At 72.5% G+C, this 14572-nt stretch carries 16 protein-coding genes; 6 read left to right on the forward strand and 10 right to left on the reverse strand.

Annotated elements, in window-relative coordinates; all coding sequences use genetic code 11:
• From G9H71_RS17795 to G9H71_RS17820, 6 genes are all read right to left on the reverse strand, one after another.
• On the reverse strand, positions 1 to 349 hold a 349-nt coding region (locus G9H71_RS17795), incomplete at its 3' end, for a Gfo/Idh/MocA family oxidoreductase (RefSeq protein WP_196792232.1).
• A gap of 3 nt (positions 350 to 352) precedes the next feature.
• Positions 353 to 1045 carry an ABC transporter ATP-binding protein gene (locus G9H71_RS17800; RefSeq protein ID WP_166284149.1) on the reverse strand — a complete coding sequence of 231 codons (693 nt, stop codon included), beginning with the start codon at positions 1043 to 1045 and terminating at the stop codon, positions 353 to 355.
• 49 nt (positions 1046 to 1094) lie between these two features.
• Positions 1095 to 1874, reverse strand: coding sequence for an ABC transporter ATP-binding protein (locus tag G9H71_RS17805; protein ID WP_166284139.1), 780 nt, complete (start codon positions 1872 to 1874; stop codon positions 1095 to 1097).
• Positions 1871 to 2974, reverse strand: coding sequence for a branched-chain amino acid ABC transporter permease (locus G9H71_RS17810; protein ID WP_166284140.1), 1104 nt, complete (start codon positions 2972 to 2974; stop codon positions 1871 to 1873). The genes G9H71_RS17805 and G9H71_RS17810 overlap by 4 nt, the downstream gene beginning before the upstream one ends.
• Positions 2958 to 3845 carry a branched-chain amino acid ABC transporter permease gene (locus tag G9H71_RS17815; RefSeq protein WP_166284141.1) on the reverse strand — a complete coding sequence of 296 codons (888 nt, stop codon included), beginning with the start codon at positions 3843 to 3845 and terminating at the stop codon, positions 2958 to 2960. The genes G9H71_RS17810 and G9H71_RS17815 overlap by 17 nt, the downstream gene beginning before the upstream one ends.
• A gap of 7 nt (positions 3846 to 3852) precedes the next feature.
• A complete protein-coding gene (locus G9H71_RS17820; protein WP_166284142.1) occupies positions 3853 to 5037 on the reverse strand; it encodes an amino acid ABC transporter substrate-binding protein in 1185 nt (394 codons plus the stop codon).
• Positions 5038 to 5225: 188 nt separating this feature from the next.
• On the opposite strand from G9H71_RS17820, the gene G9H71_RS17825 reads away from it, so the two are divergent.
• Positions 5226 to 6266, forward strand: a complete 1041-nt coding sequence (locus G9H71_RS17825; RefSeq protein ID WP_166284143.1) for a LacI family DNA-binding transcriptional regulator — start codon at positions 5226 to 5228, stop codon at positions 6264 to 6266.
• Between the two features lies 1 nt (position 6267).
• Here the strand turns inward: G9H71_RS17825 and G9H71_RS17830 are convergent, their stop codons facing one another.
• Positions 6268 to 7404, reverse strand: a complete 1137-nt coding sequence (locus G9H71_RS17830) for a glycerate kinase (RefSeq protein WP_331273085.1) — start codon at positions 7402 to 7404, stop codon at positions 6268 to 6270.
• A 169-nt stretch (positions 7405 to 7573) separates the two neighbouring features.
• On the opposite strand from G9H71_RS17830, the gene G9H71_RS17835 reads away from it, so the two are divergent.
• From G9H71_RS17835 to G9H71_RS17850, 4 genes are all read left to right on the forward strand, one after another.
• Complete coding sequence (locus tag G9H71_RS17835; RefSeq protein WP_166284144.1) at positions 7574 to 8302, forward strand: cellulose binding domain-containing protein; 729 nt, start codon at positions 7574 to 7576, stop codon at positions 8300 to 8302.
• 91 nt (positions 8303 to 8393) lie between these two features.
• Positions 8394 to 9116, forward strand: coding sequence for a response regulator transcription factor (locus tag G9H71_RS17840; RefSeq protein WP_331273086.1), 723 nt, complete (start codon positions 8394 to 8396; stop codon positions 9114 to 9116).
• Complete coding sequence (locus G9H71_RS17845) at positions 9103 to 10503, forward strand: sensor histidine kinase (RefSeq protein ID WP_231135029.1); 1401 nt, start codon at positions 9103 to 9105, stop codon at positions 10501 to 10503. Before G9H71_RS17840 ends, G9H71_RS17845 begins: the two co-directional genes overlap by 14 nt.
• Positions 10500 to 11084, forward strand: a complete 585-nt coding sequence (locus tag G9H71_RS17850) for a GerMN domain-containing protein (protein ID WP_166284145.1) — start codon at positions 10500 to 10502, stop codon at positions 11082 to 11084. Before G9H71_RS17845 ends, G9H71_RS17850 begins: the two co-directional genes overlap by 4 nt.
• 6 nt (positions 11085 to 11090) lie before the next feature.
• Here G9H71_RS17850 and G9H71_RS17855 read toward each other — a convergent pair whose 3' ends face one another.
• The gene (locus G9H71_RS17855; protein WP_166284146.1) at positions 11091 to 11714 is read right to left on the reverse strand and encodes a TetR/AcrR family transcriptional regulator; all 624 of its coding nucleotides are present in this window, start codon (positions 11712 to 11714) and stop codon (positions 11091 to 11093) included.
• A gap of 55 nt (positions 11715 to 11769) precedes the next feature.
• Between G9H71_RS17855 and G9H71_RS17860 the strand changes: the two genes are divergently transcribed.
• Positions 11770 to 12177 (forward strand): RidA family protein, encoded by a 408-nt coding sequence (locus G9H71_RS17860; RefSeq protein WP_166284147.1) that lies wholly within the window; start codon positions 11770 to 11772, stop codon positions 12175 to 12177.
• Positions 12178 to 12585: 408 nt separating this feature from the next.
• On the opposite strand, the gene G9H71_RS23145 is transcribed toward G9H71_RS17860, so the two are convergent.
• Complete coding sequence (locus G9H71_RS23145; RefSeq protein ID WP_196792234.1) at positions 12586 to 13551, reverse strand: hypothetical protein; 966 nt, start codon at positions 13549 to 13551, stop codon at positions 12586 to 12588.
• A gap of 339 nt (positions 13552 to 13890) precedes the next feature.
• Positions 13891 to 14572 (reverse strand): HNH endonuclease signature motif containing protein (locus G9H71_RS17870; RefSeq protein WP_166284148.1); only part of this gene is annotated, 682 nt, incomplete at its 5' end.

Here is a 14572-nt window from a genome sequence, read left to right on the forward strand (position 1 = left end):
CGGCGATGGGCTTCTCGGTGTAGACGTGCTTGCCCGCGGCGGCCGCCTTGAGGATCGCCTTGGTGCGCTCGCTGGTGACCTGCGCGTCGAAGTAGACGGCGGCGGTCCGGTCGGCCAGCACGGCGTCGAGGTCGGTCGAGAACTCCGCAACCCCGTGCAGCTCGGCGATCTCGGCGAGCCGCTCGGCCCGCCGGCCCACGAGCACCGGCTCGACCTGCAGCCGTGACCCGTCGGGCAGCAGGACCCCGCCGTCGTCGCGGATGGCGAGGACCGAGCGCAGCAGGTGCTGCCGGTAGCCCATCCGCCCCGTGACGCCGTTCATGATGATCCGCACCGTGCGCGTGGACATCGGCTACCTCTCCTCAGGGACTGTCGTCACGGGGCGGCCGCCGAGGTAGATCTCCCCGAGGCGGCGGTCGGCGAGCAGCTCGGGGGCGGGGCCGGACAAGTGGACGCGGCCCAGGTCGAGCACGCAGCCGATGTCGGCCGTCTCCAGCGCGCGCCGGGCGTTCTGCTCCACGATGAGCACGGCGACGCCCGCGTCGCGCATGCGCACGACCTGCTCGAACACGATCGACGTGGTCTTCGGGTCCAGGCCCATGGACGGCTCGTCGAGGAGCACGACCTTCGGGCTCACCATCAGGCTGCGGGCGAACTCGACCTGCTTCTGCTGCCCGCCGGACAGCAGCCCGGCCAGCGCGTCCCAGCGCTCCGCCACCACCGGGAAGAGCTTCTGCACCGCGGCGACGCGCTCGGCGACGACGGAGCGGTCGCGGACGCTGTAGGCCCCGAGCAGGACGTTCTCGGCGACGGTCATCTCGCGGAAGACGCTGTGGCCCTGCAGGACGTGCGCGAGGCCCGACCGGAGCATCTGCTGCGGCGTCTGGCCGGTGACGTCCACGCCGTCGACCAGGATGCGCCCGGAGCGGGGCCGCAGCAGGCCGCTGGCGACCTTCAGCACGGTCGACTTGCCGGCGCCGTTGGGGCCGACGAGGCAGACCACGGACGCCGGCGGCACACGCACGGTCAGCCCGCGCAGCACCATCGCAGCGCGGCCGTAGCCGGCCTGGATGTCGACGAGCTCGAGCAGGTGGTCAGACGCCAAGGTAGGCCTCCAGCACGCGCGGGTCGGCCTGCACCGACCAGGGCGGACCTTCGGCGATCGGCCGCCCGCGGTCGAACACCACGACGTGGTCGGACAGGCTCATCACCATCTCCATGTTGTGCTCGACGATGAGGAACGTCTTGCCCTCCGCGTTGAGCTCGCGGACGAGCGTGCCGATGCGGCCGATGAGAGCAGGGTTGACGCCGCCCGCGGGCTCGTCGAGCAGGATCGTCTCGGGGTCGGCCATGAGCACGCCGGCGAGCTCCAGCAGCTTCTGCTGCCCGTAGGACAGGTTGCGCGCCTCGAGCGCCTCCACGTGGTCCAGGCCCACCCGGGCCAGCCAGCCCCGTGCCCGGTCCACGAGCTCCCGGTCGTACGCGCCGCCGAGCAGGGTGCGCAGGCTCCGCGCGCGGGCCGCCACCAGGACGTTCTCCAGCACCGTCATGCGGGGGAAGACCCGGCACAGCTGGAAGCTGCGCCCGATCCCGGCAGCCGCCACCCGGTGTGGCGCCCAGCGGGTGATGTCGCGCCCGCGGTACGTCACCTGTCCCGAGTCGGGCCGGATCATCCCGGTGGCGCAGTTGAAGAACGTCGTCTTGCCCGAGCCGTTCGGCCCGATCAGCGCGTTGACCCGGCCGTGGTGGAAGGTGACCGAAGCGTCGTTGACCGCGCAGACCCCGCCGTAGGACTTGGTGAGCCCGGTGGCCTGCAGCCCGGGCTCGACCGCACGGCCCGCCACCGCCTCGGCCGAGAGCTGTCCGGCGCTCATCGGGTCACCTCCGACGGGGCGGGAGCGGCCCGCCCTTCGACGCCGTCGCCCTGCCCCGGGAGGTCGCCGCGGGACGCGTTCTGCTCCAGCAGCTCGCCGGCGGAGACCTCGCGGATCGAGCTCTGGCCGGGGCCGAGGCGCCGCAGCTGGTCGCCGATGAACGGCAGGACCCCGTCGGGCATGAAGAGCACGACGAGGGCGAGCAGCAGGCCTGCCGCGACGAGGTGGAACTGCGTGTCGCCGAACTCGAGCTTGAAGTACTCCAGCGCCGAGCCGACGATCACGGCCCCGACCAGCGGGCCGAAGAGGTTGCGGATCCCGCCGAGCAGGGCCATCAGGACCATGTAGGACCCGACGAGGATGGAGAACTGGAAGATCGGGTCCAGGTCGCCGAACCACAGCGCGTAGAGGCCACCACCGAGGGCTGTGAAGGTCGCGGAGACGACGAACGCCACGAGCTTGTAGAGGAAGGTCGGCACGCCCAGCGACTGCGCCTTGTCCTCGTCCTCGCGGATCGCCTTCAGGCCCATGCCGAAGCGGGACCGGTCGACGGCCCACCACGTGAGCAGGGCCAGGCAGAGCAGGCCGGCGAACAGGTAGTAGAAGACGAGGTGGTGCTCGGGCCGCAGCAGGTCCGGGAAGGGCCGCGGCACGTTGAGCCCGTTCGACCCGCCGGTGAACGACGACCAGCTCTGGAAGACCAGGAGCAGGATCAGCACCAGAGCGATCGACACGATGACGAAGGACGCGCCGCGCACCCGCAGCGCCGCGATGCCGATGGGCACGGCGAGGACCGCCACGATGGCACCCGACAGGACCAGCGCCAGGAAGCTCGGGACGTCCGCCTTGGTGACGAGCAGGCCCGTGCCGTACGCCCCCAGCCCGAAGTAGGCGGCGTGCCCGAGCGAGATGTAGCCCGTGAAGCCGCCCATGAAGTTCCACGACGTGGCCAGCACCGCGTAGTTCGCGACCACGACCCCGGCGGAGAGGATGTACGCGTTCGGTGCCAACACCGGAAAGGTGAAGACGAGTGCGGCTGCCACGGCGAGCAGGCCCCAGCGGGCCGCACGCAGGCTGGCCGGGTCAGAAGCGCTGCGCAAGACGTCCTCCGAAGAATCCCTGGGGACGGACCATGAGCGTGGCGAAGAGCGCGACGTAGAAGACGGTCTGCGCCCAGGTCGTGCCCATCTCCAGCTGGAGCAGGCTCTGCAGGATCCCCAGCGCCATGGCGGCGATAGCGGCCCCCGGCACGCTGCCCAGGCCGCCGACGACGATGATCGCCATGAGCGGGCCGATCCAGTGCCAGTGCAGCGACGGGTAGATGGTCGAGTCCAGGGCCAGCGCCGTCCCGCCCACGGCTGCTGTCGCCAGTCCGAGGCCGAAGCCGTAGCCCGCGACCCGGTCGGTGTCGATCCCGACCAGCGCCGCCGCGTCGCGGTGCTGGATCGTCGCGCGCAGCGCCTGCCCCAGCCGGCTCCGCTTGAGCAGCAGATAGAGCCCGAGCAGCGCGACCACCGCGAGGCCGAAGGCGATGAGCTTCACCACCGCGACGCGGGCTCCCAGCACCTCGAAGCTCGACCCGCTGTAGCCCAGCTGGACGCGGCGCTGCGTGCCGCTGAACACGTACCCCAGCAGCCCCTCGATGACGAGCGCGATCGCGAACGTGAGCAGGACCGACATCATCGTCAGGGTCACCGGGCTGAGCCGCCGGATGAGCAGCCGCTGCATCAGCACTCCGGCCACGAAGAACAACGGCACAGTGACGGCGAGCGAGAGCAACGGGTCGATGCCGGTCCGGTCGTGGAACCACCACGCGAGGTAGGCCGCGAGGATGAGGAAGGCCGAGTGGGCGATCATCACCACGCGCATGACGCCGAAGTAGAGCGTCAGCCCCGCGGCCAGCAGGGCGTAGAGGCCTCCGAGGAGGACGCCCAGGACCAGGCTCTGGAAGACGAGGTGCGGCGAGGTCACCGGGGGCTCACCAGGCCGGCTTGGGATACAGGAAGTCGGCTTCCTTCTGGTCCTCGGGCAGGACGATCTGGATCTTCCTGTCGACGTACTGCTGGATCAGGTGGGCGGCCTGCGGCCTTCCGGCCTCGTCCCACGACAGCGGCCCGACGACGGTGTCGACCGTGTTGCCGCGCAGCCAGTCGATCAGCTTCTGCTGGCAGTCGCCCTGCTCCGCGCAGCCGACCGCCTTGACCGCCGCGGCGACGACCTGCCCGGTCGTGTAGGCGTTCGCCTCGTCCTCCGAAGGAGGGTTCCCGAACTGCTCTGTGTATTTCTCGACGAACTCGACGTTGCTCGGGTAGTCCGCGGCGGTCGTGTAGCCCGTCGGGGACAGGATGCCCTCGGTCTTGTCGCCGATGGCCTTGGAGAACTCGGGGTTGGTCGGCGCCGTGGAGAAGGCCGCCATCTTGGGCTGGTAGTCCAGCTGCTGCAGGGCGACGATGAGGTTGACCGCGTCCTGGTACTGCGAGCCGCCGACCAGCATGTCGGCGTTCGCGTCGGCGATCTTCGCCGCGATGCTGCTGAAGTCGGTCGTGTTCGGCGGGTAGACCTCGTCCGCGACGGTCTTGATGCCGCCGGCCTCGAGCTTGTCCTTCAGCCCGTACGCCGTTCCCTGCGCGAAGGGGTCGTCCATCGCGGCGTAAGCCACGGTCTTCGGCCGCTCGCCCTCGGGCATCGCGAGGATGTGCTCGGCGAGATAGTTGTAGTGGTCGTTGGCCACCGCGGGAGCGGCGTAGAACAGGTTGTCGAAGCCCTGCTCGAAGACCTCGGCGGCGGCACCGGCCGGCTCGACGAAGAGCATGCCGTACTCCTTCGCCACGCGCGCCGAGGGCACGACGAGGCGCGTGGAGAAGGGGCCGAAGACGAGGTCGACCTTGTCCTGAGCGATGAGTGACTCGTAGTCGGCCACGACGCGGTCGGCGTTCGACTGGTCGTCGAGGACCTTCAGCTCGACCTGCCGCCCGAGCAGGCCGCCCGAGTCGTTCACGATCTTCACCCAGGCCTCGTAGCCGCGCTGCACCCCCTTGCCCGGCTCGGAGAAGTCGCCGGTCAGGGGGAGCGAGACCCCGATGGTGATCGGGTCCGACGTGCCTTCGCCGCCCGCGTCCGCCTCGTCCGACGAGGCGGTGTCCACGGCCGAACACGCGCTCATCAAGAGGGCGCAGATTCCAACACCCGCTGCGAGTCGCAGGCGGGACCGGCTCGACTGCATGCGCGTAGCTCCTCGTCGTCGAGGTTACGTAAGCGCTTTCGTAGCGCACTCGTACACTAGGACGGCCGGGCAACGGGGGCAAGGGACTCGACCCGACGAATATCGGACGAATTTCGGAGGTACGCCCGATGCCGCGATCCGGCCCGGCCACCCGGCTGATCGACGTGGCCGAGCGCGCGGGCGTCTCGATCGCCACCGCCTCCCGGTCGCTGCGCGGGCAGGACGGCGTGAGCGAGGCGGTCGCCGCTCACGTGCGGCAGGTGGCGTCGGACCTCGGCTACGTCGTGAACGTGCACGCCCGGACCCTCGCCGGCGGCTCGACGTCCATCGTGGGTCTCATCGTCCACGAGATCGGCGACCCCTACTTCTCCGAGATCGCCAGCGGCGTCGTGCACCTGGCCACCGCCCGCGGGCTCACCGTGCAGATCTGCCACTCCGGCCGCGACCCCGTCACCGAGCTGTCGCAGATCCGTACGCTCCTCGCGCACGGCACGGAGGCCGTCCTCATCGCGGGCTCGGGCTATGTGGACCCGACGCTGCAGTCCGAGGCCGACAAGGAGCTGCGCGCCTTCCAGCGCTCCGGGGGGCGGGCCGCGGTCATCGGGCGGCATTTCCTGCGCACGGACGCGGTGCTGCCGGCCAACGTCGCCGCCGGGGAAGCCATCGCCGAGCACGTGCTCTCGCTCGGGCACCGCCGGATCGCGGTGGCCGCGGGGTCGGCCGCGCTCACCACGGTGGAGGACCGCGTCGCCGGCATCCGCGCCGCGCTCGAGCGGCACGGGATCGCCCCGGGCGACGTGCCGGTCGTGCACTCGGCGTTCACCCGCGACGGCGGGCAGGAGGCCGCGGAGCGCATCCTCCACGAGCACCCGCGAACGACGGCAATCCTCGCGCTCAACGATGTGATGGCGATCGGGGTGCTGTCAACGCTGCGCACGCTGGGGGTGTCGGTCCCGCACGACGTCTCCGTCGCGGGCATCGACGACATCGCCGTGGCCGCCGACCTCGCGCCCAGCCTCACCACCGTGCGGCTGCACATGCAGCAGCTCGGCGAGCTGGTGCTCTCGATGGCGCTCAAGCCTCCGTCGGCGCGCCCGCGGCGCCGTGGCTGTGGGCACGAGCTGGTGGTGCGAGGCTCCACCGGGCCGGCCCCGCGGCGCCGCGCCTGACTCAGCCGCTCACGTGGCCGTCCGCGACGATCCGCTCCGCCAACAGGCCCAGCAGGCGCGGAGCCTGCTCGATGCACACCTGCACGTCCGGCTCGACGTCGGTCAGCGCGTACGCCGCCTCCACCCCGAGCTGCCGCAGCTGCTCCGGCGCCAGCGTGCACCGCCCGGCCACCGCGACCACGCGCGCACCGGCGCGACGGGCCGCAGCGGCGACCCCGGCGACCGCCTTCCCGTGCAGCGTCTGCGCGTCGAGCGACCCCTCGCCCACGACGACGAGCGCGGCGCCGGAGACGCGCTCGTCGAAGCCCACCAGGTCCAGGACCAGCTCGACCCCCGGGCGGAGCACCGCCCCCAGGAGCGCCACCGCGGCGAACCCGACCCCGCCGGCCGCACCCGCACCGGGGTCGTTGCGCGCGTCGCGCCCTGTCGCCGCAGCGACGACGTCCGCCCAGTGCGTCAGCGCCGAGTCGAGGACCGCAACGTCGTTCGCCGAAGCGCCCTTCTGGGGCGCGTAGACCGCGCCGGCTCCGTGCGGCCCCGTCAGCGGGTTGTCCACGTCGCAGGCCACGAAGACCTCAGCCCGCGCCAGCCCCGGGTGGAGCCCGGAGAGGTCCAGCCGGGCGAGCCCCGCGAGCGCGCCGCCGCCGGGTGGCAGCTCCCGCCCGTCGGCGTCGAGCAGCCGGGCGCCCAGCGCCTGCACCAGGCCCGCTCCCCCGTCGGTGCTGGCACTGCCGCCGATCCCCAGCAGCACCCGTCGGCAGCCGGCGTCGAGGGCAGCCCGCACGACGGCGCCGGCCCCGGCGGTGCCGGCCGTCAGCGGCGCCACGACGCCTCCCGGCAGCCGCCCGAGGCCGCAGGCGTCGGCCAGCTCCATCACCGCGGTGTCGCCCGATCGCGCGTACGCCGTCGCGACCGGCTCGCCCGTCGGCCCCGGCGCCTCGACCGGGATGCGCTCCCACCCCGCGCTGAGCACGGCGGCGAGCGTGCCGTCACCGCCGTCGGCGACCGGGGCCTCGACGACGTCCAGCCCCGGCCGGAGCGCCAGCAGGCCGTGCCGCAGCGCCGCCACGACCTCCGTGGCGGGCAGCGAGCCCTTGAACTTGTCCGGCGCGAGCACGACGCGGACCGCTTCGCCCACGGCGACAGTCAACCAGCCGGGTGACCCCGGGTCGCCCCGACACCGCCCACCTCGTCTGTTTTGCCGGCGGAAATGTCATGCCGATGTCATGGACCCCCGCTTCGGGCCGCCGGTACGAATGGCGGGGGCGACGACCGTCGCCTTCGGCAGATCGGGAGGGGACTTCAACGTGATCTCGCGACAGCGACTGGCACCCGCCGCGGTGCTGGGCGCCGCTGCGGTCGCTCTGGCCGGCGGTATGGCCGTCCCAGCGCAGGCGGCGAGCAAGCCGGCTGCGACGACCACCGTCGACTCGTGCAAGGTGACCTACAAGCTCAACGGCTCGTGGAAGGGCCGGTCGACCGGCTTCACGTCCACGGTGCGCTTCTGGAACACCGGCTCCGCCCCCATCACGGACTGGACGCTGCAGTTCACGTTCTCCGGTGCGGGGCAGCGCGTGACCAAGCTCTGGAGCGCGGACTGGACGCAGAGCGGTTCGACCGTCACGGCGAAGCCGCTGCACTTCAACCAGACGATCCAGCCCGGCAAGCAGCTCACGATCGGCTTCATCGCCGATGGGGTGAACGGCGACCCGACGAGCGTCACGCTGAGCGGCACAGCCTGCGGCGAGACGGCGTCCAAGGGGCAGGTCCTGCCCGGTATGGCCGGGACGCTGAGCCAGCTGGTCGAGGGCTACGCGGCTTCCGGGGACCTGCGGGACGCGCTGCTGCGCTCGCTGCGCAACCGCGCCGAGCAGATCTCGCGTGACGAGCGCAACGGCAACCAGAAGCTCGAGATCTACCACCTGCGCCAGTTCCTCAAGCAGTTCACCTACAAGCGCGGGACGACCGACATCACCCCGGGGGCCAGCACGGCGCTGCAGAACCTCGGCCGCACGATGCTGAACAACCTGCTCTGACGCAGCACACTTCAGCGAAGGCGTCGTCGGGCTTCTGCTCGGCGGCGCCTTCGGTGTGCCCGCACGCCGACACGACTGGGAGGATAACTGCGTGACGTCTCCTGAACCCGCGACGGTCCTCGTCGTCGAGGACGACGACAACATCCGCGCCGTGCTGCGGATGGGCCTCGAGGACGAGGGGTACGCGGTCGTCGAGGCTGCGACCGGTGAGTCCGCGGTCGCCAGCATGAGCGCAGCTCCCGCGGACTTCATGCTCGTCGACGTGATGCTGGGCGGGATGAACGGCCTCACATGCATCCGCGCGGTCCGCGAGCTCAGCGACATCCCGATCGTCGTCATCAGCGCGCGGACGGACACCGACGACGTGATCGCGGGCCTGGAGGCGGGCGCCGACGACTACGTGACGAAGCCGTTCATGGTGCGAGAGGTCGTGGCCCGGCTGCGCGCGCTGCGCCGGCGGCTCGACCGGCGGCCCGGTGCCGCCCCGGCCGCGACCGCGCCCCCGCTCGTCCTCATCGACCCGGTGGACGGCCTGGTCCTCTCGCCGGAGGAGGGCGTGCTGCGCCGTGGCGACCTGCGCGTGCACCTCACGACGACCGAGTTCCGGCTGCTCTGCGAGCTCGCCGAGGCCGGGGGGCGGGTGGTCAGCCGCCAAGAGCTGCTCGAGCGGGTGTGGGACCACGGGTTCTACGGCGACGAGCGCCTCGTCGACGTCCACGTGCGCCGGCTACGGCTGAAGATCGAGCCCGAGCCCGCCACGCCGCGCTACGTCGTCACCGAGCGCGGCCTGGGCTACCGTCTTGCCCCGCCCTGAGGCCGTCCCTCGCCCGCGCGCATCGGGGCTGCTCGGCAGCCTGCGCGTGCGGGTTGGCGCGGCGGTCGCCGGCGGCGCGGTCCTGGTGTGCGCGGTCTTCGCGGTCGCGACCTATCTCATCGCCCGCCAGGTCCTGACCGCTCAGCGCCAGGAGGCCGTGCTGCGCCAGGCGTACCTCGACGCCCGCTTCCTCCGCTCGGAGCTGGGCACCGCCGGCACCTCGCCCGCGGACGCGCTGGACTCGCTCGACCCGCAGGGCGCGACCGCCGTCCTGCTGCAGCAGGACGGCAGGTGGTACTCCTCGTCGTTCACCCTGGACGCCGACGCGGTCCCGGCGTCGCTGCGGCCCCCGGCGCCGCTGCCCAGCACGGCGTACCTCCCGACCCGGGTGGCCGGGGAGCTCAGCCTCGTCGTGGCCGTGCCCGTCCCCGCGGTCGGCGCGACGGTCTACGAGGTCGCGCCGCTGGAGGAGCTGCAGGGGACGCTCCGGGTCCTCGCCACGCTGCTGACGGCCGGCACCCTGGCCGCCGGCGTGCTCGGCGCGCTGCTCGGCCACTGGCTGGGGCGCCGCGCGCTCCGGCCGCTCGAACCCATGACCGCGACCGCTGCCGCGATCACGGCGGGCGACCTCGGCCGCCGCTTCCCGGCGACGGCCGACCCGGCGCTCACCGGCATCGTCGGCGCGTCCAACGCGATGGTCGAGACGCTGCAGCGGCGCATCGAGCGCGATGCGCGCTTCGCGGCCGACGTGAGCCACGAGCTGCGGTCGCCGCTGACGACGCTGGCGGCGAGCATCGAGCTGCTGCAGGCGCGCAACGACGGCCCGGCCGAGCGGCGCCGGCAGGCCCTCGACCTGGCCACCACCGAGCTGGGCCGCTTCCGGCGCCTGCTCGAAGGGCTGCTCGAGCTCGCGCGCGCCGACGCGGACCCGCGCGACGCGGTCGCCGACGGGCGGGTGGTGGACCTCGGGGACCTCGTCCGGCACGTCCTGCGTGAGTCCGGGCGCCCGGCGGGGCTGCTCGACGCCCCCGCCGGCCCACTGCCCGTCCGGGGCGACAAGCTGCGCCTCGCCCGGATGACGGCGAACCTGCTCGACAACGCGGACCGGCACGGCGGCGGCACGACCGCGGTGTCGCTGCGGCGGGCCGACGGGGCCGTGGCCCTGACCGTGGACGACGAGGGGCCGGGGGTCGCGCCGGCGGACCGCGAGCGGGTCTTCGAGCGCTTCGCGACCGCCGGCGGCCACCGGGCCTCGAGCGGCGGCACGGGGCTGGGCCTGGCCCTGGTCGCCGAGACCGTCGCCGCCCACCACGGCACCGTCGCCTGCGCCGAGGCCCCCGGCGGCGGCGCGCGGTTCGTCGTCACCCTTCCGCTGGCGGCGCCATGAGAGGACGTCGCTCCGCTGCCCTGCTGGTGGCAGTCACGCTCGCCGGGTGCGGCGTGCGGGAGGCGTCCACCCCGGCGTACGTCGACCCGGCGGCGGTGCCGTACGGCCTGCTCGGCTCCGCGGCCCCTACGAGCACGGTGACCGGCACCGGCGAGCTGCTGGGCGGCGGGCCGGCGGTCTACTTCGTGCGGGACGGGCGGCTCGAGCCGACGCCCGCCCCGCCGCGCAGCGGCACCGGGCTCGACCAGCTGGACCAACTGCTCGACGCCCTCGCCGCAGGCCCGCCGGCGGCCCAGCAGCGTCGCAGCATCGGGACGGCGCTGCCACCCGGGGTGTCGCTGCGCGTCGTGGGCGTGCGCGCCGGCGTCGCCACCGTCGAGCTGGCCGGCGACCCCACCGGCTCCGACGTCGACCAGGCGCCGCTCGCCGTCGCGCAGATCGTGTTCACCGTCACCTCCCTGCGTGGCGCCGAGAGCGTCCTCCTCACCCGCGACGGGGACCGGCTGTCGGCTCCCCTGCCGGACGGCTCGCTCGTGGATCGCGAGCTCACGGCTGCCGACTACGCCACCGTCGGCGGCTGAGCCGGCTCAGCGGGCGGAGGAGAACGTCGCCCAGCCGTCGCGTACCGAGGCTCGGGCCGTCTCCAGCGAGTCACCAGCACTGACGAAGAGTGCTTCGGCCATCGGTGGCACGTGCGCGTCCAGCGACGCAGCGGGCAGCACTCCGGTCAGGACGAGCGACACCACCCCGTGCCCGAAGAGCCACTGTCGGGTCGCCACGTCCAGCGGCTGCACGTCACGGTCGAAGCGGCCCTGCTCGCGGGCACGCACCGCGCACTCCACGAGCTGCGCGAACGTCGAGTCCGCTGCGTCGGCGTCCTCCAGGTCGGCCGCCGCGTCGAACATCGCGCGGTAGAGATCAGGGAAGTCCAGTGCGTTCTTCGCGTACGCCGCGCCGAGCGCCATGAGGTCGCGCACCGGGTCGTCGGTGCGCTCGACGGCGGACAGTCGCGCGGCCAGCCGGCCGAAGCCCTCCTGGCGGACCGCGGACCAGAGGCCCGGCATCCCGCCGAAGTGCGTGTAAACCGCCATCGTCGACGCCCCGGTGCCCGCGACCAGTGATCGGAGCGTCACCGGCTCGCGCCGCGCCAGCATCTGCGCGGCTCGCTCGACCAGGGCCGTCCGGACGTCGGGGTCTGGCCTTCTCGGCATGGGAGGAGTATACATAGCATCGTTATGGAATGAGCCCCGTACCGAGGAGGACCCCATGCCCGTGGAGCTGCTGAACCCCGACGGCCTGCCGAAGCCGGAGATCTACCGCCAGGTGGCCGTGGCCACCGGGACGCGGACGGTCTACCTGGCCGGGCAGGTGGCCCGGAACGCCGACGGCGAGCCCGTGGGCGCCGGCGACTTCGCCGCGCAGGTCGAGCAGGCGTACGTCAACGTCGACACCGCGCTGCGGGCGGTCGGAGGGTCGTTCGCCGACGTCGCGAAGCTGACGGTCTACGTCGTCGACTGGAGCGAGGAGAAGCTCGCCGCCTTGGGCGAGGGTGTCGGCCGGGCGGCCGCGCGTATGGGCGTCGACCCGGTCAAGCCGGTCACCCTGCTGAGCGTCGCCGCCCTCGGGGAGCCGGACCTGCTGGTCGAGGTGGACGCCGTCGCCGTGCTGCCGTGAGCTGGGCGGGGCCGCCGAGACGTCTTGCCGCCGGTGCCTGGGCACCACGACGCCCGCAGCAGCCCGACGAGGTCATCGCTGCAGCGCGTACACACCGCGACGCCCCACACCGCGACGGCCCCAGCAGCCCGACGGCCCCAGCAGCCCGACGATCACGGGACTTGGAGCGCGACGCGCCGGCGAGTCGGAGCCAACTCCCGTGATCAACGTGGAGGGGCCCCCACGATGGGGACTGCCGGAGATGACATGCAGGAGAGGGTGCCGGCGGCGGGGACGACGGGAAGGAATCACGTCACACCCTGCTGACGAAGCCGGCGCCGGGCACGACGCAGCGCCCGGTCCTCGCCATCGAGCTGGCCTCTCAAGCCGCCCCCACCCGCGCGCGTCGAGCCTCGTGGCCCGGCAGCGCTACCGCTTCGGCGCCACCAGTACGGCGTTGCTGACCGCCGGCTTCGCTTTGGCGGTGCCGGCGAACGTCCAGCGGAACTGCTTAGCCGAGTGGACACGCTGCAGCACACAGCTCTTGCCCTTCGCGCCAAGAATCTGTGCTGAGCCGACCCTCGTCCAGCGCTTGGCCTTGGGCACCTTCGCGGTCAGCTGCACTCGCTGACCCTTCAGCACGGCACTGCCGCTGCGCGCCGTCACACAGACGTTCGCGATGTCACCCCGGACCGTGGCCGTCGCTCGCAGCTGCGTGGTCGTTCGAGCGCCGACCGTCGGGGTGGGGGTCGGAGTGGGCGTGGGTGTGGGGTTCGGCGTCGGTGTGGGATTCGGGGTCGGGGTCGGAGTGGGTGGTGGAGTCGGTGTCGGCGTGGGCGGCGCCACCGGTGGCTGCACCGGTGAGGTGGTCCCGTTCGCGTTGACGGGTGCCGAGTAGCTCGAGGCGCTGGGCGCGAAGTCGTACACACCGTTCGGGAACTGCGTGATCGTCACCTGGGCGCGGGCCTGGGTCGGGGACCCGAAGCAGGCCGCGGAAGCAAAGACGTACATCGTCTGCGCGGCCGCGTCGTACGTCACGAAGCCGTTGTCACAGACCTTGGGCCCCGTGATGTCCTCGCGGTAGACGTCGGCCTTGCTGATGGAGCGGCCCCGCTTGAACAGAGCGAAGTCGGTCGTCGCATCGCCGTCCACCTCGAAGTGGAACGTGAGGTCCAGCGAGCTCGTCACGTCGTGGTCGAAGGCGGCCGTCCGCACCGCTCCCCCGATGTAGTCGGCGTTGACGCTGACGCTGAACGACGTGATGTCGAGGTAGGGCCAAACGTCGTCGAACTCCGACTGCTCCCAGGTGCGGGTGTCCGCACCGGCCGGCCCCGCTGCCGGGACGAGCATCACCAGGCCGGTCGTCGCGGCCACGAGGCAGCTGCGGATCCTCACGTCAGGTACCCCCGAGTCACGTCATGCTGGGCTACCGGGCGCGCACGACGCCGAGCTGGCGCTGTCGCATGCGCCGGCACCTCTATGACGGCCCGCCCGTCACCAGTGATGCCTCGGGCGTCCGGCACGCTTTCGGGTCGGCAGCGGAACACCGCGGCCGGGCACGAGGCGCTGGCGAGGACGGTTCACGCCGCGGGGCCGAGCAGACAATCGCAGGCGGGTACGCCGGTGCCGGCGGACCTCCAGCAGTCATCCCGCCGATGCCTCGACAGCACGCGCTCTGCCACCGGGACGGCGCAGCGACTGCCTGCCGCATTCGACGTACTCAGCCCGCGACGGTCAGACGTCCTGTTGCTCGTCGTCGAGCCAGGTGAGCGAAAGCCGGTTTCCGGGGTTGCGGTCGATCGAGTGTTGCCCGCGCAGCCATTGATCGGCCGTCGGGTGGCGGAAGCGGAACAGGCCGGGGCGTTGTGGGTCGTGCTCCACCCGCCATTGGTCGTGGTGCACCATTCGGTGGTGCCGGCGGCACAACAGGATCAGATTGTCGAGGTCGGTCAGCCCGGAATGTGACCAGAACACGACGTGGTGCGCGTCGGTGAACGACGGCGGCCGGTCGCAGCCGGGGAAGACGCACCCGCCGTCCCGGACGTTTAGCGCTTTGCGTTGGGCGACGCTGACCGTGCGGGCCGAGTCGCCGAGCGCCAACGGCTGTCCGAGGGCGAGGAACCGGCCTTCTGTGTCCAGGTACTGCCTCAGGTCCTGCAAGTCGAGCGCGGTCGAGTGGACACTGGCCGGTTCGAGGGCGGCCAGGTCGAGGGCCGCCCCATCCCCACCGGCGGGGCTGCTGATCGCGGGGCTGACGACGACGGGGGTGACGGCGGCGTCGCAGCACACGCGCCGCAGCTCTTCGCGCCCGAACGAGGCGCCCCACAACGCGGTCAACGCGCTTCCGGCCTCTATGCGCGCCTCGGCGCGCAGAATGTCGAGCGGGACGACGAGGGTGACGTGCGGCTTCTGCCCG

It is taken from the genome of Motilibacter deserti (assembly GCF_011250635.1).
Taxonomy (GTDB): domain Bacteria; phylum Actinomycetota; class Actinomycetes; order Motilibacterales; family Motilibacteraceae; genus Motilibacter_A; species Motilibacter_A deserti.

Coding starts and splice junctions, on each gene's coding strand:
- G9H71_RS17800 (WP_166284149.1), bottom strand. CDS start 1,045: ATGGTGCTGCGCGGGCTGACCGTGCGTGTGCCGCCGGCGTCCGTGGTC.
- G9H71_RS17805 (WP_166284139.1), bottom strand. CDS start 1,874: ATGAGCGCCGGACAGCTCTCGGCCGAGGCGGTGGCGGGCCGTGCGGTC.
- G9H71_RS17820 (WP_166284142.1), bottom strand. CDS start 5,037: ATGAGCGCGTGTTCGGCCGTGGACACCGCCTCGTCGGACGAGGCGGAC.
- G9H71_RS17825 (WP_166284143.1), top strand. CDS start 5,226: ATGCCGCGATCCGGCCCGGCCACCCGGCTGATCGACGTGGCCGAGCGC.
- G9H71_RS17850 (WP_166284145.1), top strand. CDS start 10,500: ATGAGAGGACGTCGCTCCGCTGCCCTGCTGGTGGCAGTCACGCTCGCC.
- G9H71_RS17855 (WP_166284146.1), bottom strand. CDS start 11,714: ATGCCGAGAAGGCCAGACCCCGACGTCCGGACGGCCCTGGTCGAGCGA.
- G9H71_RS17860 (WP_166284147.1), top strand. CDS start 11,770: ATGCCCGTGGAGCTGCTGAACCCCGACGGCCTGCCGAAGCCGGAGATC.